The sequence below is a fragment of the Achromobacter sp. EB05 genome (assembly GCF_044232075.1).
Lineage (GTDB): Bacteria > Pseudomonadota > Gammaproteobacteria > Burkholderiales > Burkholderiaceae_B > Achromobacter > Achromobacter dolens.
This window is the reverse complement of sequence record NZ_CP155917.1, coordinates 924804-941313: the sequence shown is the minus strand read 5'-3', so window position 1 is coordinate 941313 and position 16510 is coordinate 924804. Positions and strand designations below refer to the sequence as shown.

17 protein-coding genes and 1 tRNA gene are annotated in these 16510 nt (G+C 67.6%); 8 read left to right on the top strand and 10 right to left on the bottom strand.

Features of this window, described 5'->3' with window-relative positions:
• Nucleotides 1-5: 5 nt before the first annotated feature.
• The 3 genes from AAID08_RS04355 to AAID08_RS04345 all read right to left on the bottom strand — a co-directional run bounded on the left by AAID08_RS04355 (nt 6) and on the right by AAID08_RS04345 (nt 1880).
• Nucleotides 6-332: a 4a-hydroxytetrahydrobiopterin dehydratase gene (locus AAID08_RS04355; protein WP_054501979.1), complete on the bottom strand. Its 327-nt coding sequence runs from the start codon at nt 330-332 to the stop codon at nt 6-8.
• A gap of 118 nt (nt 333-450) precedes the next feature.
• Nucleotides 451-1098, bottom strand: coding sequence for an OmpA family protein (locus AAID08_RS04350; protein WP_054501872.1), 648 nt, complete (start codon nt 1096-1098; stop codon nt 451-453).
• Nucleotides 1099-1211: 113 nt separating this feature from the next.
• The gene (locus tag AAID08_RS04345; protein WP_395757384.1) at nt 1212-1880 is read right to left on the bottom strand and encodes an HAD family hydrolase; all 669 of its coding nucleotides are present in this window, start codon (nt 1878-1880) and stop codon (nt 1212-1214) included.
• 305 nt (nt 1881-2185) lie between these two features.
• Between AAID08_RS04345 and AAID08_RS04340 the strand changes: the two genes are divergently transcribed.
• Nucleotides 2186-2809 (top strand): FMN-dependent NADH-azoreductase, encoded by a 624-nt coding sequence (locus AAID08_RS04340; RefSeq protein ID WP_054501874.1) that lies wholly within the window; start codon nt 2186-2188, stop codon nt 2807-2809.
• A 152-nt stretch (nt 2810-2961) separates the two neighbouring features.
• Here the strand turns inward: AAID08_RS04340 and AAID08_RS04335 are convergent.
• A tRNA-Lys gene (locus tag AAID08_RS04335) sits at nt 2962-3037 on the bottom strand.
• A 207-nt stretch (nt 3038-3244) separates the two neighbouring features.
• Complete coding sequence (locus AAID08_RS04330; RefSeq protein ID WP_144657139.1) at nt 3245-3991, bottom strand: SDR family NAD(P)-dependent oxidoreductase; 747 nt, start codon at nt 3989-3991, stop codon at nt 3245-3247.
• 115 nt (nt 3992-4106) lie between these two features.
• On the opposite strand from AAID08_RS04330, the gene AAID08_RS04325 reads away from it, so the two are divergent.
• Together AAID08_RS04325 and AAID08_RS04320 are read left to right on the top strand one after the other, a co-directional pair.
• Nucleotides 4107-4733: a TetR/AcrR family transcriptional regulator gene (locus AAID08_RS04325; protein WP_395757798.1), complete on the top strand. Its 627-nt coding sequence runs from the start codon at nt 4107-4109 to the stop codon at nt 4731-4733.
• Between the two features lie 14 nt (nt 4734-4747).
• The gene (locus AAID08_RS04320) at nt 4748-6343 is read left to right on the top strand and encodes a diguanylate cyclase (RefSeq protein WP_144657137.1); all 1596 of its coding nucleotides are present in this window, start codon (nt 4748-4750) and stop codon (nt 6341-6343) included.
• 6 nt (nt 6344-6349) lie between these two features.
• Here the strand turns inward: AAID08_RS04320 and AAID08_RS04315 are convergent, their stop codons facing one another.
• The gene (locus AAID08_RS04315; RefSeq protein WP_395757383.1) at nt 6350-8422 is read right to left on the bottom strand and encodes an AsmA family protein; all 2073 of its coding nucleotides are present in this window, start codon (nt 8420-8422) and stop codon (nt 6350-6352) included.
• Between the two features lie 293 nt (nt 8423-8715).
• On the opposite strand from AAID08_RS04315, the gene AAID08_RS04310 reads away from it, so the two are divergent.
• Complete coding sequence (locus AAID08_RS04310) at nt 8716-10641, top strand: LTA synthase family protein (RefSeq protein ID WP_054501879.1); 1926 nt, start codon at nt 8716-8718, stop codon at nt 10639-10641.
• Nucleotides 10642-10771: 130 nt separating this feature from the next.
• Here AAID08_RS04310 and AAID08_RS04305 read toward each other — a convergent pair whose 3' ends face one another.
• Entirely contained in the window at nt 10772-11392 is a 621-nt protein-coding gene (locus tag AAID08_RS04305; protein ID WP_064526507.1) for a DNA-3-methyladenine glycosylase I, read from the bottom strand.
• 215 nt (nt 11393-11607) lie between these two features.
• Between AAID08_RS04305 and AAID08_RS04300 the strand changes: the two genes are divergently transcribed.
• Nucleotides 11608-12081, top strand: coding sequence for a YkgJ family cysteine cluster protein (locus AAID08_RS04300; RefSeq protein ID WP_054501881.1), 474 nt, complete (start codon nt 11608-11610; stop codon nt 12079-12081).
• A gap of 13 nt (nt 12082-12094) precedes the next feature.
• On the opposite strand, the gene AAID08_RS04295 is transcribed toward AAID08_RS04300, so the two are convergent.
• The 3 genes from AAID08_RS04295 to AAID08_RS04285 all read right to left on the bottom strand — a co-directional run bounded on the left by AAID08_RS04295 (nt 12095) and on the right by AAID08_RS04285 (nt 14069).
• Entirely contained in the window at nt 12095-12958 is an 864-nt protein-coding gene (locus tag AAID08_RS04295) for a carboxylesterase (protein WP_054501882.1), read from the bottom strand.
• Nucleotides 12955-13113: a hypothetical protein gene (locus tag AAID08_RS04290; protein WP_395757382.1), complete on the bottom strand. Its 159-nt coding sequence runs from the start codon at nt 13111-13113 to the stop codon at nt 12955-12957. Before AAID08_RS04290 ends, AAID08_RS04295 begins: the two co-directional genes overlap by 4 nt.
• Before the next feature lie 176 nt (nt 13114-13289).
• A complete protein-coding gene (locus tag AAID08_RS04285; RefSeq protein ID WP_395757381.1) occupies nt 13290-14069 on the bottom strand; it encodes an AraC family transcriptional regulator in 780 nt (259 codons plus the stop codon).
• Between the two features lie 107 nt (nt 14070-14176).
• On the opposite strand from AAID08_RS04285, the gene AAID08_RS04280 reads away from it, so the two are divergent.
• The 3 genes from AAID08_RS04280 to AAID08_RS04270 all read left to right on the top strand — a co-directional run bounded on the left by AAID08_RS04280 (nt 14177) and on the right by AAID08_RS04270 (nt 16355).
• Nucleotides 14177-14617, top strand: a complete 441-nt coding sequence (locus AAID08_RS04280) for a Fur family transcriptional regulator (protein WP_054501883.1) — start codon at nt 14177-14179, stop codon at nt 14615-14617.
• Entirely contained in the window at nt 14614-15033 is a 420-nt protein-coding gene (locus AAID08_RS04275; protein WP_054501884.1) for a hypothetical protein, read from the top strand. The genes AAID08_RS04280 and AAID08_RS04275 overlap by 4 nt, the downstream gene beginning before the upstream one ends.
• 410 nt (nt 15034-15443) lie before the next feature.
• Nucleotides 15444-16355, top strand: a complete 912-nt coding sequence (locus tag AAID08_RS04270) for a LysR family transcriptional regulator (protein ID WP_064526510.1) — start codon at nt 15444-15446, stop codon at nt 16353-16355.
• Nucleotides 16356-16510 lie beyond the last annotated feature (155 nt).

The following is a 16510-nucleotide window of genomic DNA, read 5'->3' as shown; positions in this document are numbered from 1 at the left end:
TCCGTCTAGGCGGCCGCTTTCGGCGCGGTCGCGCCCATCTGCGCGGCGGCCTCGTCCATGAACTGCGCCATGCGCACGTCCAGCTCGGTCACGCCGCCGGCATCGTGCGTGGTCAGCATCACGTCGACCCGGTTGTAGACGTTGGTCCATTCGGGGTGGTGGTTCAGCTTCTCGGCGAACATCGCCACTCGCGCCATGAAACCGAAGGCGGCGTTGAAATTGGCGAAACGGAAGCGCTTTTCGATCGCGTCGCGCATCGCGACGGCCTGCCAACCGGACAGGGCCGCGATCGCGATATCGGTGCCGATGCGGGCAGGGGGAAACATGCTCATGGCGAACTCCAGGAAAAGCCAGGGAAGAGCGCCGCGCCGTTCGCGTCGGCGACGGCCCGGCGCCATCACGGCCGTCGGCATGCCGTCGGCGCATGATGGGCGCGGCGCCCGCATGCTACTACTGCTTGACTGCGTACAGGTAGATCTCGACCCGGCGGTTCAGCGCCCGGCCGTCGGCGGTGGCGTTGTCGCCGATCGGGTCGTTGGGCCCGCGCCCTTCGATCGTCAGCCGCGTCGCCGCCACGCCCTGCCGCGACAGATACTCCGTGACGCTGCGCGCCCGGTTCACGGACAAGGTCTGGTTGTGCGCCAGCGCGCCCGTGCTATCCGTATGGCCCACCACCTTGGCGCGCAATTCGGGATGCTGGTTGAGCGAGCGCGCCACGCTGTCCAGCACCGGCAGCAACGCCGGCTTGAGGTCGGTCTTGTCGGTATCGAACGACACGTTGCTCGGGATGTTGACCTTCAGGCTGCCATCCGGCATCTCGACCACGTCGATGCCCAGCGAGGTCGCGCCGGACTTCTGCACGTCTTCCTTCACCACCTTCCAGTTGTAGCCGATCAGGCCGCCGGCCACGGCGCCGATGCCGGCCCCGACCGCCGCGCCGGTGCCATGGCCGATCAGGGCGCCGATGCCGGCCCCCACGGCCGCGCCCGCCCCGGTCCCCACCGCGGTGTTGGTCTGCTGTTGCGTGGCACACCCCGCCACCAGCACACCCATTGCCGCGACTACAGCGATACGCTTGAGCATTGTTCTTGATTGCATGACAACCTCCACGATCCTGTCGGTGCGCCGGCGGATGCCGGCAGGGACCATGTTAAGGCCTGTCCCGCCCGCTGCGGGAATCGCGAGCGCGCAACAGTTTGTACCGCCCCCGGCTAGCGCACCGCCGCGCCCGCGCCGAACCCGGCCAGCCACGGCAACGCGTCATCCAGTCGCGGCGACTGCGCCTCGGGCGCCGGCGCGCCTTCGGGCAAGGCCAGGCCCACGCGGTTGTGCCAATAGGTGCGCAGCCCCACCTTGCTGGTGCCGAACAGGTCGTAGCCTGAGCCGGCCACGAACGCCGCCTGCGCGGCCGGCACCTCCAGCCGTGCCAGCGCCAGTTCGTAGGGCCGGGGATCCGGCTTGTAAAAGCCCGCTTCTTCCGAGGTCACCACCACGTCCCAGTCCACTCCGAGCAGACCCGCCGCGCGATGTCCCAGGCGTCGCGAACAGTTGGTGACCACGCCCAATCGGCAGTGCGGACGCAGCGCCCGCAGCAGCTCGCGCGCGCCGTCCCAGACCGGCAGCCGGTCCCACTCCGCCTCCAGCGCCGCCGGCGCGCTGGCCGGCAGCCCCACCGCCGCGGCGGCGGTCTCGACCAATTGCTCATAGGGCTGGTAGGCGCCACAGCCATACGTCAGGCGCAGATACTCTGCGCGCCAGGCGCGGCCGCGCGCCTCGGAGCCGGCCGCGGCATTCCACACCGTCCAGGAATCCAGCAGCGCGGTCAACAGATCGAACAGCACCGCGCGGGGATAGGCGGCGGACGGGGCAATTACAGGCATGGGGGCACTCCTTGGATTCGATGCCCTCACTATAGAGAGGACATCGCTCGCGGTGATTTAGCCAGGATGCAATCACCATTCAGTCCAGGCTTAATCCTGTCTGCCCGCCGATGGCGTACTTCGCGGCGCCCGGACCCGGCGGCGCGCCGTGATACCGCCCCACAGGCCGTCCCGCGATGGCGTTTGCAATTCCATCGGGCAACGATACAATTGCCCGCCTAACGATTGCATTTGCAATCGTATTTCCCCTGGCGGGCCGACTGGCAACCAAACTTACGACGCTCGCCCCATCCGGACTTTGCAGCATGCGTCTCTTGAACATCGAATCTTCCCCCCGTGGCGCCCGCTCGGCGTCGATCGCCATCGCCCAGTCGTTCCTGGCCGCCTGTCGCCAGGCTCACCCCGAACTCGAGGTCGACACCCTGAACGTGTGGGAAGAAGACCTGCCCGACTTCGACAGCCGGGCGATCGGCGCCAAGTACAAGGGCGTCGCCAAAGCCCCGCTGGACGATGCCGAGGCCACGATCTGGGCCCGCATCACCGAACTCGCCCGGCGCTTTCAGCAGGCCGACCGGATCGTGCTTGGCGTGCCGATGTGGAATTTCGACTATCCGTACAAGCTCAAGCAACTGATCGACCTGGTCAGCCAGCGCGGCATGCTGTTCAGCTTCGATGGGCGGGCATACGGCCCGATGCTGAGCATCCCGCGCGCCCTGGTCATCCACGTCCGCGGCCAGGGCCACGACCCCATCGCCTATCCCGCCAGCCCCGGCTTCGCGCACCAGGCCGACTACCTCGACTTCTGGCTGAAGTTCATCGGCGTCAAGGAAGTGCGGCGCCTGATGGTCGAACACACCTGGGACGCCCTGGCCACGGACACCATCGCGCAGGCCAGGATCAGCGCGAGCGCGATCGCGCAGGATTTCTAGCGCGACGCCAGCGGCAGCGGCCGGCCCCGAGCCATGGGGGGCAAGCCCGCAGGCGCCCACAGGCCTGGAAAGTCACCGGCGCGCGGAAAATGAAAAAGGCCGTCGACGTGAAAAAGGCCGTCGACGATTAACGTCGACGGCCTTCGAAATTTTGGTGGGCTGTGAGTGGCTCGAACACTCGACCTACGGATTAAGAGTCCGCTGCTCTACCAACTGAGCTAACAGCCCTGCATGTTCAATCACAACCACTACTCGGTAAACGCCGCTTTCGCGTTGTCGCCGCTGCGTTTGTTGTGTTTGACCAGCGAAGAAGCGAGATTATAGGGACCTTTTTTTAATTGTGCAAGTCCATTGCAGATAGACCCCAAAAAAAGACGCGGGCCCTTCGACGCGGGCGCCCTCGCCCTGGCCTCATGCCGCGCAGGGAGCGCCGGATCAGGCTGCGTACCCGCCGTCCACCGCCAGGCTCGCGCCCGTCACGTAGCGCCCGTCGGGGCCGGCCAGGAACGCCACCATGCCGGCGATGTCGCGCACTTCGCCATAGTGCGGCAACGACAACACCGCCACCAGGTCGCCCGCACGCTCGCCATCGGCCGGATTCATATCGGTGTCGATCGGACCCGGATGCACCACGTTGGCGGTGATGCCGCGCGCGCCCAGGTCTCGCGCCAGGCCGCGCGTCATGCCCAGCAGCGCCGACTTGCTGGCCGAGTACAGTGTCACGCCGGCGCGGCCCGAGCGTTCGGCCAGGCAACTGCCGATGTTGATGATGCGGCCGCCGTCCGGCATCGAGGCCTGCGCCGCCTGAATCGCGACAAACGGCGCGCGCACGTTGATGTTCATCGTGCGGTCATAGTCCTCCAGCGTGACCTCGTCCAGCGGGCCGGCCAGGAAGATGCCGGCGTTGTTCACCAGCACATCCACCGGGCCCAGTTCGCCGATGGCCTGCTCCACCGCCCGCCGCACTTGCGCCGGATCGGCCGAGTCGGCCTGGATGGCTCGCGCGCGTCGTCCCTCTGCCTCGAGTTCGCGCGCCAGCGCCTGCGCCGTGTCGCGCGACGAGGCGCTGACGTAGGTAAAAGCCACGTCCGCGCCTTCCGACGCCAGGCGGCGCACGATTGCCGCGCCGATGCCACGGCTGCCGCCGCTCACGAAAGCCACTTTTCCGATCAGGTTCTGCATGGGTTCACCATAATTTGTAGTGTTCAGTACAAATATCATCGACTGCCGCCAACCGGCCGTCAACGATTTTTTTATCAATCAACACAAAATAACTCTCGCGGGTAAAATCCGGGTCATGGCAGAACGTGGGCGCCCCAGGAACTTCGACCGGGCCCAGGCCTTGCGCAAGGCCATGGAAGTCTTCTGGTCGAAGGGATATGAAGGAGCATCGCTAACCGATCTGACGGCCGCGATGGGCATCAACTCGCCCAGTCTCTATGGCGCATTCGGCTCAAAAGAGGGACTATTTCGCGAAGCGGTGCAGCTTTACCGCGACACCGACGGCGCCGCATCGCGCCGCGCGCTGACCGACGCCCCCACCGCCCGCGCGGGCATCTGCGGCATGCTGCTGGCGGCTGCCGAACGCTTCACCACCCCCGGCGCTCCGCCGGGCTGCCTGATCGTGCTGGGCGCGCCGGCCGGCGCCGACACCGACGCCGGCGTGGGCGTGTTCCTGGGCGACAATCGGCGCGAAATGCAAGGCCGCATCCTGGCCCGCCTGACCGCCGGCGCCGCCGCCGGCGAATTGCCCGCCGGCACCGACCTGAAAGGCTTGGCCGCGTTCTACACCACCATCCTGCACGGAATGTCGATCCAGGCGCGCGACGGCGCCAGCCGCAAGACCTTGCAAGCGGTCGCGCGCCAGGCGATGTGCGCCTGGGATGCGCTCGCCGGCCCGCCCCCAGGCCGCGCCCACGCCTGACGGTCCTACCTTCCATGCTCCGCCTCGACCTCCGGCGTCTCATCCTATGGATCAGCCTGCTGTCGATCTTCCTGGTGCTGGCCGCGGGTCTGCATGCCAGCTACCTGGTGCAACGCGACCTGCTGTTGCACAACGCGCTCGAAAGCAACCGTGTCTATGCCGCCAAGCTCGCCGCCACCACGGAATATTTCCTTGCTGACCTGCGGCGTCACCTGGCCTACAGCGCCGACATGCTGGCCGACATGGATACCCACCCGGAACTGATGTCGTCGGAGACGCGGCGCCAGGAAGAGCAACTGGGCCATTTCAATTCCAGTTTCGTGGTGTCGGCGCAGGGCAAAGTGCTGGCGGTGTCGACCTCCTACCCGCAACTGATGGGCCAGCAGATGACCAGCGACGCCGCCCGGACCGCCCTGAGCACGCGCCGGCCGTTCATCAGCGAACCCTTCCGCGCCAGCACCGGCCGCTGGCTGATCCTGTACACCCATCCGATCTTCTCGCGCGACTACCGCTATCTCGGCTATATCGCCGGCACGCTCTACCTGCACGAAGACAACGTGCTGGATCGCCTGCTCGGCCAGCATTTCAACCGCGACGACTCGCTGCTGTATGTGCTGGCGCGTGACGGCACCCTGATCTATCACCCCGACCGCAGCCGCCTGGGCAGCATGTCCGCGAACAAGACCGCCTTGGCCGCGGCGCTGCGCGGCGAAACCGGCGAAGCGCGCTTCACCGACGCGACGGGCACCGAGATCCTGGCCGGCTTCGCGCCGGTGCCCAGCACCGGCTGGACCATCGTCGCGCAGCGGCCGGTGGCCAGCACCCTGCTGCCCCTGAACGACCTGCTGATGGCGACCGCGCGCAACACCCTGCCGCTGCTGCTGATCTCGATCCTGCTGATCTGGCTGCTGTCGCGCTGGATCGCCCGCCCGCTCGGGGAACTGGCCAGCATCGCCAAGCACATGCAGGACCCCGACTCGGCCGAGCGCATCCGCAAAGTGCGTTCGTGGTATTTCGAAGCCTCGCAGCTCAAGCGCGCGCTGCTGATGGGATTGAACTCGATCCAGCACAAGATCCGCGACCTGCGCCGCGCCTCCACCACAGACACCCTGACGTCGCTGCTGAACCGCCGCGGCCTGAACGAAGCCATGGCGCTGCTGCAGGCCGCCGAGACGCCGCTGGCCATCGTGGCGCTGGACATCGATCACTTCAAGAACGTCAACGATCTGTACGGCCACGCCGCCGGCGACCGCGCGCTGCAGGTGCTGGCGGCGTTGCTGATCGAGGGGTCGCGCAGCGGCGACACGGTCGCGCGCAGCGGCGGCGAGGAGTTCGTGATGCTGATGCCGGGTGCGCCGCTGGCGGCCGCGGTGGCCACGGCCGAGCGACTGCGCCAGAAGCTGGAGGCGCTCGGCACCGAAACCGGCCTGCCCGCGCCGATCACGCTGTCGGCCGGCGTGGCCTGCTACCCGGAGCACGGCGCCACGCTGGACGAGGTGATCCAGCGCGCCGACCGCGCCCTCTACTACGCCAAGAACCACGGCCGCAACGCGGTCTGCGTCGCCGACAACCAGGCGCGCGACGGCGCCCGCATGGCGTTGCCGCGCTGACGCCGCCTACTTGCCCTTGGGCGCCGGCGCCTTGGGCGGGGTGCGCATCTGCTTGAGCAGCGTGCCGCAGGAGTTGTCGTCGGAGGTGCTGGGCGCGATCAGCGCCAGCAGACCCGCCGCCGGCGTCAGGATCACGCCCAGCGCCACCATGCCCGCGCCGCGCGCCGCCAGCGGCCCCACGTGCACGCCCACGTCCGGCTTGCCGAAGGTGCCGCGCACATACAGCGGCGAACGCAGCGAGAAAATGCGGAAGCCCTTGCTGTCGGGCGTGATGTCCAGGTCGAGCTTCTCGTTCTTGAAGTCGGTGGTGCCGGTGATGTTGATCAGCGCGTTCTCGGTGTCGAACACGAACACGCGCGGCGTCATCACGCCGCTCTTCATCTCCAGGTCGGCCGCGCCGCAGTTGATCTTGACCTCGTCGTCGCCGAACAGCTTCGAGACGACGTAGTTGCCGACGTTCAGGCCGGCAATCTCCATCAGGCTGCGGCTGATGACGCCATCGTTGACCAGCATCTTCACATCGCCGCTGGCCGAGCCGAGCAACGCGGCCACGGAATTGCCCGTGCCCGACAGCGCCAGGTCGCCGTTCAATTCGCCCAGCGCGCTCTGCATCGACTCCGCCGACGGGAACAGTTGCTTGAGCCGCAATCTCCGCGCGTGCATCTCGACTCGCCCCGTCAGCGGCGCCTTGGATCCGTCCAGCCGCACGGTCGCCGCCATGTTGCCGCCGGCCATGCCGAAGCGCAGCGGATCGAGCGTGAGCTGGCCGTCCTGCAGGATCAAGTGCACCGTCAGGTCCGTCAACGGCAGCTTGGCATCGTGCACGATGCGGCCGGCCTCCAGCGCCACATCGGCGTCCATGTCGCGCCAACGGTCGGTGCGGAACGCCTGGGTCGGCAGCACCTTGCCGTTGGGCGGCTTGGCGGGGGCGTCCTTGGCTTTGTCCTGGGCCGGGGCGGGCTTGCCGGACTGCACGCCGATCAGCGGCCCCAGGTCGGCCATGCGCAACTGCTTGGACGACAGCTTGCCGGTCAGTTTCGGACGCGGGGCCGCCAGCGAGAACGTCACGTCGCCATGCAGGTCGCTGTTGCCGACGCGGCCATTGAAATCACGGTATTCGAACACCGCGCCGCCGGCGTGGCGCAGCCTGGCCACCAGGTGGCCATCGGTGGAATACGGCGGGGTGTCGGGCAGCGTCACGCCGGTCAGCGGATACAGTTGCGCCATCGAGCCGCCCGACAGCTTCAGACGCAGGTCCAGCGCGCCCAGGTTGGCCGGGTCGGTCAGGGTGCCGGTGATGGCCGCCTTGGTGCCGCCGATCGACACGTCGGCCTGCACCGGGAACGGTTGCTTGGGATCCTGCAACGCCAGCATGCCGCCGACCTTGCCTTCGCCCTTGGTGGGAAGGTTCTTGAATTTACCGTCGACCTTCCAGCCGAAGACATAGTCGCGCGGCGCCGCGGCGGCGGCGTCTTCGGGCACGAAGGCCGCGCCGGCCACGTCGGCGAACGGCACGGGCTTGCCCAGCGGATCGACCAGCACGGTCAGGTCCGCCTGCAGGATCGCATCGGACAGGCCGACGCTGCCTTTGTCGAAGCCGATTTCATTGATATCCAGCACCCACGGCGAAGGCTCGCCGGTCTCGGGCAGGGTGAAGACCCAGTTCGCGCGACCGTCGGCCAGGCGCTCGAGGTCGGCGGCGGGCTCGGTCAACTGGATGCGCCGGATCACGACCCGGTGGGCCAGCAGCGGCAGCGGCGACAGGCTGAACTCACCGCGCTTGAGGGTCGCGAACTCCGGCACCCTGGCCCATTCGGTATTGGCGACGCTGATGTCGTTGGCCACGATGTGCGGCCATGGCACCCATGCGCGCCAACCGCTCTCGTCCGATTCACGCGACCATATCACGGTCAGGTCGCCATTGATGGCGAACGGCCGTCCGATGGCCGCGCTGACGCGTTCGTTGATCATCGGCCGGGCGCGGTTCCAGTCGAAGGTGGCGACCAGCACGACCAGCACCGCCACCAGGACGACGAGGCTGCCCACAATCCCGACCGCTATTTTTGTTTTGCGCGTCATCGTTATTATCCTTGCCGTTGCCGCCGGAGCGCCGATGCACCGGCCCTATTTACCCTAAAGGGTAGCGCGCCGCGCGCGGCGGGTTAAGCTTGCGGGCCCCATAATGTGTACGGATTTTTCCGTGTCATAGAGCGCGGTCGGCAAAAGTTACAAAGCCGCCCCCGCGGGATCCCGCCGTTTGCCCCCGCACGGAAGGATTTCCACCGTTTTTTTGACGCCCGCCCTGTTCAAATGCGCGGCGATCGACCGGCAACCGTCCTGGCGGCGGCGCAGTAGTATTACCTGGAGGCCCGATGCGGCATTCGAGCTTGATTTTCGTGGTGGCGGCCTTCGCGCTACTGACCCTCAGCCGCCTGGCCCTGGCCGCCTGGCAATGGCAGCGCGTGCGCAACGCCGGCGGCCTGGCTCCCCTGCTGCTGGGCGGGCTGCGCATCGACGCGCACCAGATCGGCGTGCTGGGCGCGCTGCCGATCGTGCTGTCGCCGTGGCTCGGCCACCTGCCGTTCGCCGCCACCGCCGCCGGCATCTGGTATCTGGTCGCGTTCATCCTGCTGGCGTTCCTGGAAGTCGCCACGCCGCCCTTCATTCTCGAATACGACACCCGTCCCAACCGGTTGTTCGTCGAATACCTGAAGCACCCGCGCGAAGTCTCGGGCATGCTGTGGCGCGGCTACAAGGGCGCGCTGCTGGGCGGCTTTGGCGCCCTCGGGCTGATCGGCTGGGGCGGCTATGCGCTGTTCGGCCACGCCGAGCCCGACGCGCAACTGGCCTGGTGGCAGATGCCGCTGGCCAGCCTGGCGCTCCTGGCGGTGGTGATCCTGGCGATCCGCGGCACCCTCGGCCACCGGCCGATCAACCCGTCGTCGGTGGCCTACAGTTCCGACGGCATGCTCAACACCCTGGCCCTGAACTCGCTCTATAACGTGTTCTACGCCGTCTACAGCATGAAAAACGAAAAGTCGGCCTCGGCTGTGTACGGCGGCATGGACGACGATGACATGCAGCGCCGCGTACTGACGCGGGCTGGCCTGCCCTATCCGCCGGCCAACGCGGAATACCCCAGCCTGCATCGCCAGCCCGCCAGCCGCAAGACCGCGCGGCCGCTCAACCTGGTCATCATTCTGGAAGAGAGCCTGGGCGCGCAGTACAGCGCCGGCCTGGGCGGCATGGATCTGACGCCCGAACTGGACGCGCTGGCGCGCGACGCCTGGACCTTCACCCGCGCCTACGCCACCGGCACGCGCTCGGTGCGCGGCCTGGAGGCGGTGGTGACCGGCTTCCTGCCCACGCCGGCGCAGGCCGTGCTCAAGCTGCCGCGCTCGCAACGCGGCTTCTTCTCGCTGGCCGACCTGCTGGGCCGCCACGACTACCACTCGCGCTTCATCTACGGCGGCGAATCGCACTTCGACAACATGAAGGGCTTCTTCCTGGGCAACGGCTTTCGCCAGATCGTCGACCGCGAGGACTTTGTCGATCCCGCCTTCGTCGGCACCTGGGGCGCGTCCGATGAGGACATGTTCAACCAGCTCGACCGGCTGCTGCGCGAGGACGGCGACCAGCCCACCTTCACGCTGGCCTTCAGCGTCTCGAACCATTCGCCCTGGGAATACCCGGCGGGCCGCATTCAGACCGAAGGCAACCCGGCCACGGTGGAGAACACCGTGCGCTACGCCGACTGGGCCCTGGGCCGCTTCTTTGAACGCGCCAAGGCGGCACCGTACTGGGAAAACACGGTCTTCCTGATCGCCGCCGACCACGACTCGCGCGTGTTCGGCGCCAGCCTGGTGCCGGTGCGCCACTTCCATATTCCCGCCGTGATCCTGGGCGCCGGCATCGAACCGCGGCGCGACGACCGCCTGATCAGCCAGATCGACCTGGCGCCGACGCTGCTGTCGCTGATCGGCGTCGATACCGAACACCCGATGCTCGGCCATGACCTGACCCGCAGCACGCCGGGCCGCGCCATCATGCAGTACGACAACACCTATGGCTACCTGAAGGAAAACGACCTGCTGGTGCTGGCGCCGAACAAGACCCCGGTGCAGTACCGCTACACCGCGCCGGAAGACTATGCCCCGGCGCCGCTGGACCCGGCGCTGGCCGACGAGGCGCTGGCGCACGCGCTTTGGCCCAGTTGGGCCTACCGCGAAGGGCGCTACTGCATCCCGGGCGCGGCCGCCGTGGCGCAGGATGCAAAGGCGCCGGCCGCTGCCGGATAGGCGCCGCAGGAGACCGGCGATGCGTGCCGGCCCGCCGCCACGTTATGCACAGGCGCCTAGCCAACGGGCCGCCTCGTGCCAGCCCCCCTTGTGTCGGCCGCCTTGGACCAGCCACCTTACGCCAGCCACCTTACGCCGGCCGCCGGTTCGCCGGCCGCCGGAACGCCTTGCGCGCCTGCTCGCTGAGACCGTGGCAGTGGCAGTCGGGATGATGGTCGTTGACCATGCCGACCGACTGCATGAAGGCATACACCGTGGTCGGGCCAACGAACTTCCACCCCAGCTTCTTGAGGGCCTTGGACAAGGCCTCGGATTGCGCCGAGGTCGACGCGCCGCGCGTGGACGGGGATCCCGGCGGCGCCTCGAAACGCCAGAAGAACGCCCCCAGCGACCCTTCGCGCTGGATCATCTCCAGCGCCCGCTGGGCGTTGTTGATGACGGCTTCGATCTTGCCGCGATGGCGCACGATGCCGGCGTCGGCCAGCAGCGCCAGCACCTGCTTTTCGCCAAACCGCGCGACCTTGGCCGGCTCGAACGCGGCAAAGCCGCGCCGGAAGGCCTCGCGCTTGTTCAGGATGGTGCGCCAGCTCAGGCCCGACTGGAATCCTTCCAGGCACAATTGCTCGAACAGGGCGCGGTCGTCGCCTTGCGGGCGGCCCCATTCGTTGTCGTGGTACGCCATGTATTCGGCGGACGTGTCGACCCAGGCGCAACGGGCGAGGCCGTCGGAAAAGTCGGAGTTGGCGGTCATGGGAAAGGGTCCTGGCGGCTATCGGGTTTCCGATGCTACCGCAGCAACGTCCCCAAAAAAAGTCGTAGCGGCCGCAAGCCGAATCCAGCTACTATTTCCCACCCTGATCCCGCGCCGGCCGTGCCCGAGCGCGTCCCGGATCGGCCAGGCGGGCTTGCGGCATGCAAGCCCGTTTTGCGTCATGCCGGGACCGGACAGGCTTTCGGATCCCCGCCATGTCCCTGCTCGAGACAGCCGCCCTGACCCTGGTGTCGCCCGCCCTGCTGGCCGGCGACAGCAACCCCGCCACCAATCCCTGTCTGGACTGCGGCGCCTGTTGCTCGCATTTCCGGGTGTCGTTCTATATCGGCGAGCTGGCCGGCGAAAACGGCGGCCAGGTGCCGCTCGACCTCGTGACGCAGATGAGCCCGCTGCGCGCCTGCATGAAGGGCACTGAAATGGGCGGCGGCCGCTGCATCTCGCTGCGCGGCGAACTGGGCCGACCCGGCATCCACTGCGCCATCTACGAGAACCGCCCGACGCCCTGCCGCGAGTTCGACATCTGGATGCCCGACGGCTCGCCCAATCCCGACTGCCAGCGACTGCGGCTGGCGCTGGGCCTGCCCGCGGTGCCGCCGCGGCCCGACGCGGAAAACGATCCCCAAGGCCCGTCGCACCCCAACCAGCCCGACCAGCCGGCCGCGGCCTGATTCGCCTGCCGCCCTAGCGGGCGGCGACCAGCATGCCCTCTGCGCCCGCCTGCGCCTCCTGCCCCCGCGCGAGCCGCGGCGCATTGTCGCGACGCCGCACGCGCACGATGCCCGGGTCCTTGCCCAGGAAACTCAGGACGTTCTGCATCACGCGCTCGCGCTCGTGATCGACGCAGATCATGTGATAGCTGTCCTGCAGCAGCACCACCGACGCGCCGGGAATGCGCGCCCCCAGCAGCCGCGCCGACCGCGGGCTGGTCAGCTCATCCTCGACTGCGTGCATCACCAGCGTCGGGCAGCGCATCCGCTCCAGGCCGCGCTTGACCATGCCGCGCAGGCGATCGACCTGGCGCACGCAGGCCAGCGGCACCCATTGGTAGTGAAAGCCGTCGCCGCGCGCAAAGCCCGCCTTGATGAAGGCCCGCACCAGTTCGCTCTTGACGCCGTAGGGGTCTTCTTCCTCGACCCGGATGCGTCGCGGCACACCCGGCACGTGATACAGCAGATAGCGCAGGCCGCGGTACCAGGGCGTGCTCCAGCCATCCAGGAAAACCGGCGCCGACAGCGACACCAGCGCGCCGCGGGTGTGCGACTCGCGCTTGCACAGTTCGACCGCCAGCAGGGCGCCCAGGCACATGCCGATGACGTGCACCACCTCGTACTGCTCGCACAGCTCGCGATAGCGCCGGGTGACGACGTCCATCCAGTCCTCGACCCGCACGTCCAGCAGGTCCTCGGGCCGCCCCGCGTGCCCAGGCAGCGTGACGCCATGGGTTTGCACCCCGGCGCGCGCCAGCACCTTGTGAAGCGAGCCCATGTCGAATTCCGTGCCGCCCAGGCCGTGGATCAGCAGCGCGCCGGTACGCGGGGTCGTCACGGCGTGCTCCCGGCGGCGGCGTCGAGCTGCCAGGCGGCGCGCGTGGCCGCCAGCAGGCGCGCCAGGACGTGGGCGAAGGCGAGGACAGCCGTCGGAGCCGCGACGGCGCCGGCGCTCCCGGCCGGCGGGAAAGCGAGGAAAGGTTGGCAAGTCATGGAACACCCTTGATGCATGGCGGGCAGGACGAGAAGACCTGTCCTACCCTGCCGCCATGGTAGGCAAAGGGCATCCGCGAAGATCCGCAAATCTGTCGGGAAAAAGTGAAGATCCGTAAAGGCTGGCCAGGGCTGGACGGCAGCCAGCGGCGCGACGGCTCCCCCTGCCTGGCGGCTTACTCCCGGCCGGCGAGGTAGCGCGTGGGCGTCATGCCGAAGGCGGCGCGGAAGCTGCCGATGAAGGCGCTGGTGCTCTCGTAGCCGACCGACAGCGCGGCTTCGGTGACCGAGCCGCCGCGGCACAGCATTTCCAGCCCGCGCAACAGGCGCGCCTGCTGGCGCCACTGGCCCAGCGTGACGCCGGTTTCCTGGCGGAAGCGGCGCATCAGGGTGCGCGTCGACATGTTCAGCCGCTGCGCCCATTCGTCGATGCCGGAGGGGTCTTCGGGCGTGCCCAGCAGGGTGTGGGCCAGGTCCTGCAGGCGCGGATCGTCCGGCATCGGCAGCAGCACCGGGGCATGCTCGCGCTGCTTGACCTCGACCAGCAACACCTCGAACAGTTGTTCGAGATAGGCCTCGGACAGCTCGCCGGGCGCACTGGTGGTAAAGCGCTCCATCAGCGCGTCGATCAGGCGCGAAGACGGCCACGAGCGGCAATGATCCGGCAGCCGGGCGCAGGCGTCGGGCCGCACGTACAGGAACGAACCGCGCGCCTCGCCGAACCAGCGCGCCGCGTGCGAGACCCCGGGCGGAATCCAGCCCAGGCTGCCCGGCAGCACCGTCCAGACCTCGGCGCCCGACTGCACCATCACCAGACCCTCATGCACCAGCACCAGCATGCCCTCGTTGTGCACGTGGTCGGGCACCGACAGCCCCTTGGATGCGCGCGGATGCCGCATGCTGAACGGGGTCAGCAGGACATCGGGCAAGGCGTTGTGGACCACGGTCACGCGCATGGTTGGCAGATTTGAGCTACAGGTTGACGGAATTCCGTTAGCGGGGCCACTTGAAAATGTACATCATTCTCATCATTCGGGCATCGCCCCCGGCATGGAGAATCTACATGGACCATACCCGCCTGCGCGTGGCCGGCATCAAAGCCACCTTCCCGCGCCTGAAGATCCTGGACATCTTCCACCAGCACGCGGACCAGCACATGAGCGCGGCGGACATCTACCGCAACCTCATCTCGGAACACAGCAGCATCGGCCTGGCCACGGTTTATCGCGTCATCACGCAACTCGAAGACGCCGGACTGCTCAAACGAACTCAGCTCGACTCGCACTGCACCGTGTACGAGTTGAATGACAAGGGACACCACGACCACCTGGTCTGCCGCCATTGCGGCCGGATCCTGGAGTCCAGCGACCCCGAAATGGCGCAACTGGTGCGTGATATCGCCAGGCAACGCGGTTTCGCGCTGGACTCCTACAGCCTGGTGCTTTACGGCGGCTGCGGCTGCCGCAAGGCCGCGCCCGCCCTTTCCATCGGAGAATTCGAATGAACCGCGACCAGTTTTTCTTCCACGACCTATCCCACTTCCCCATCGTCACCGCCAAGCACGGCGGCGCCCCGGCCGGCTATTCCGCCAGTTGGATCCGCGAGATGGAGATGCTGGTCGACAACCCCGAGACCTTCGTCATGGTGGTGCCCGACATGCGCACCGAGGCCAGCCACGGCGACCGCAAGGCGATGATCGACTGGCAGACCGCCAACATGCCGCGGCTGAAGGCCCGCTGCCGCGCGTTCATCGCCGTCGAACGCGACGCCGACGCGCTCGACAAGATCCGCAAACGCGGCGAAAAGATGGCGCGCGCCTTCGGCATGCCGTTCCTGGCCGTGGCCACGCCGCATGAAGCGGTGCAGTGCGCGCGCGAATTGCTCGGCCAGGCCGGCCCCGGCGGCTTCGTGATCGACTGACGCGCCACAACGCTTGCACGCTGCTTTCAAGCGCGCCTTCGGGCGCGCTTTTTTTGCGTCTGGGGCCTGCGCAGGGCCGTAAATCGCTGTGCCAGGGCTTATTGCCGAAATTAGAATGCAATATTGATAAATTTGCGATTGTGGCAAAAGGTGTTGCTGGAATAAATTCCACCACTGGCCCAATCGCCTGGCCCACAGGCCCCGGGGCTGGCATTGCAGCGCGCCGGGCTCCCGGAAAGCGCTCTTTCCGCGGCGCAACCCACCCTCGCTTGCGTGGTCCGACGCCGTTGGCCGTGGCGTTCACAAGACGGCACGGCGCGCGGCCATCCCAAGGACCGCCGCCTCCCGCGCCGTTCATAGCGGTTGCCAGCCGCCCGGACTCGACATTGAGATTTACGGCACGCACATCAATGAAGCGATTCCAATTCGACAGCACCGCGCTTCGTTACTTTCTCACTGTCGTCGACACAGGGTCCGTCAATGGCGCCGCCGCGCGGCTCAATGTCGTCAGCTCGGCCGTCAGCCGCCAGATCGCCGGCCTGGAGCAACGCCTGCACAACCAATTGTTCGAACGCCACCCGAAGGGCATGCGGGTCACCGAAGTCGGCCGCATCCTGGCCGACCACGCGCGCCGCGTCGAGGCGGATGCCGCCCGCACCTATGCCGAAATCGATGGCCAGAACGGCCGCTACACCCAGACCGTGAAGATCGCCGGCGCGCCCGGCTTCGCCGCCTACGCCCTGCCGCGCAAGTTCGCCGCCTTCCAGGCCGAACACCCGACCATCCGCTTCAAGCTGCACATCCTCGACGCCGGCCTGGTGTCCGAGCGGGTCCGCTCGGCGCAGGCCGACATCGGCGTCACCTACAGCCACACGGCGGAAAAGGACATCGCCGTGATCTATTCGCATCCCGCCGAGATCGTCGCGGTGATGCGCCCCGGCCACCCGCTGGCCGCCTGCGAATCGCTGCACATCACGCAGCTTTCGGCCTATCCGCTGGCGCTGCCGGATGGCGGCAGCGCCTTGCGGCAGGTGCTGGACATGGCCTGCAGCCTGTACAACGTCACGCTGTCACCGGCCTTCACTTCGAATCTGCCGGGCGCGGCCTACCACTACGTCCTGGCCAGCGACGCGGTCACCCTGTGCGCCCGCCTGACCGCCGTCGAGCACCTCGAAAGCGGGCGGCTGATCTGCCGGCCCATCAACGACGCGCTGCTCAACGCCGGCCAACTGCAGTTCCAGACGCACGCCTCGCGCCCCCTGTCGGACGCCGCGCACCGCTTCCTGCGCTTCATCCGCAGCGACGCCCCTCAACTGTTCTGACCCTGCCGCGACGCCCGCCAACGCGCGGGAAAGCCAGGCCGTACCGCAGCGTTGCCAAAAGCAGAATGCCGGGATGAAAAATGATCAATTGTTAAATTTGTAATTCAAATTTACAGTCTGCCGGATTTTCCGCGACCACGCTTTGACGGGTCAGC

Excerpts from the sequence above, each read along its gene's own strand:
- AAID08_RS04345 (WP_395757384.1), bottom strand. The coding sequence starts at position 1,880 with ATGCCTGTAATTGCCCCGTCCGCCGCCTATCCCCGCGCGGTGCTGTTC.
- AAID08_RS04330 (WP_144657139.1), bottom strand. The coding sequence starts at position 3,991 with ATGCAGAACCTGATCGGAAAAGTGGCTTTCGTGAGCGGCGGCAGCCGT.
- AAID08_RS04305 (WP_064526507.1), bottom strand. The coding sequence starts at position 11,392 with ATGACCGCCAACTCCGACTTTTCCGACGGCCTCGCCCGTTGCGCCTGG.
- AAID08_RS04355 (WP_054501979.1), bottom strand. The coding sequence starts at position 332 with ATGAGCATGTTTCCCCCTGCCCGCATCGGCACCGATATCGCGATCGCG.
- AAID08_RS04315 (WP_395757383.1), bottom strand. The coding sequence starts at position 8,422 with ATGACGCGCAAAACAAAAATAGCGGTCGGGATTGTGGGCAGCCTCGTC.
- AAID08_RS04350 (WP_054501872.1), bottom strand. The coding sequence starts at position 1,098 with ATGCAATCAAGAACAATGCTCAAGCGTATCGCTGTAGTCGCGGCAATG.
- AAID08_RS04280 (WP_054501883.1), top strand. The coding sequence starts at position 14,177 with ATGGACCATACCCGCCTGCGCGTGGCCGGCATCAAAGCCACCTTCCCG.
- AAID08_RS04340 (WP_054501874.1), top strand. The coding sequence starts at position 2,186 with ATGCGTCTCTTGAACATCGAATCTTCCCCCCGTGGCGCCCGCTCGGCG.
- AAID08_RS04300 (WP_054501881.1), top strand. The coding sequence starts at position 11,608 with ATGTCCCTGCTCGAGACAGCCGCCCTGACCCTGGTGTCGCCCGCCCTG.
- AAID08_RS04270 (WP_064526510.1), top strand. The coding sequence starts at position 15,444 with ATGAAGCGATTCCAATTCGACAGCACCGCGCTTCGTTACTTTCTCACT.
- AAID08_RS04325 (WP_395757798.1), top strand. The coding sequence starts at position 4,107 with ATGGCAGAACGTGGGCGCCCCAGGAACTTCGACCGGGCCCAGGCCTTG.
- AAID08_RS04310 (WP_054501879.1), top strand. The coding sequence starts at position 8,716 with ATGCGGCATTCGAGCTTGATTTTCGTGGTGGCGGCCTTCGCGCTACTG.
- AAID08_RS04285 (WP_395757381.1), bottom strand. The coding sequence starts at position 14,069 with ATGCGCGTGACCGTGGTCCACAACGCCTTGCCCGATGTCCTGCTGACC.
- AAID08_RS04320 (WP_144657137.1), top strand. The coding sequence starts at position 4,748 with ATGCTCCGCCTCGACCTCCGGCGTCTCATCCTATGGATCAGCCTGCTG.
- AAID08_RS04275 (WP_054501884.1), top strand. The coding sequence starts at position 14,614 with ATGAACCGCGACCAGTTTTTCTTCCACGACCTATCCCACTTCCCCATC.
- AAID08_RS04290 (WP_395757382.1), bottom strand. The coding sequence starts at position 13,113 with ATGACTTGCCAACCTTTCCTCGCTTTCCCGCCGGCCGGGAGCGCCGGC.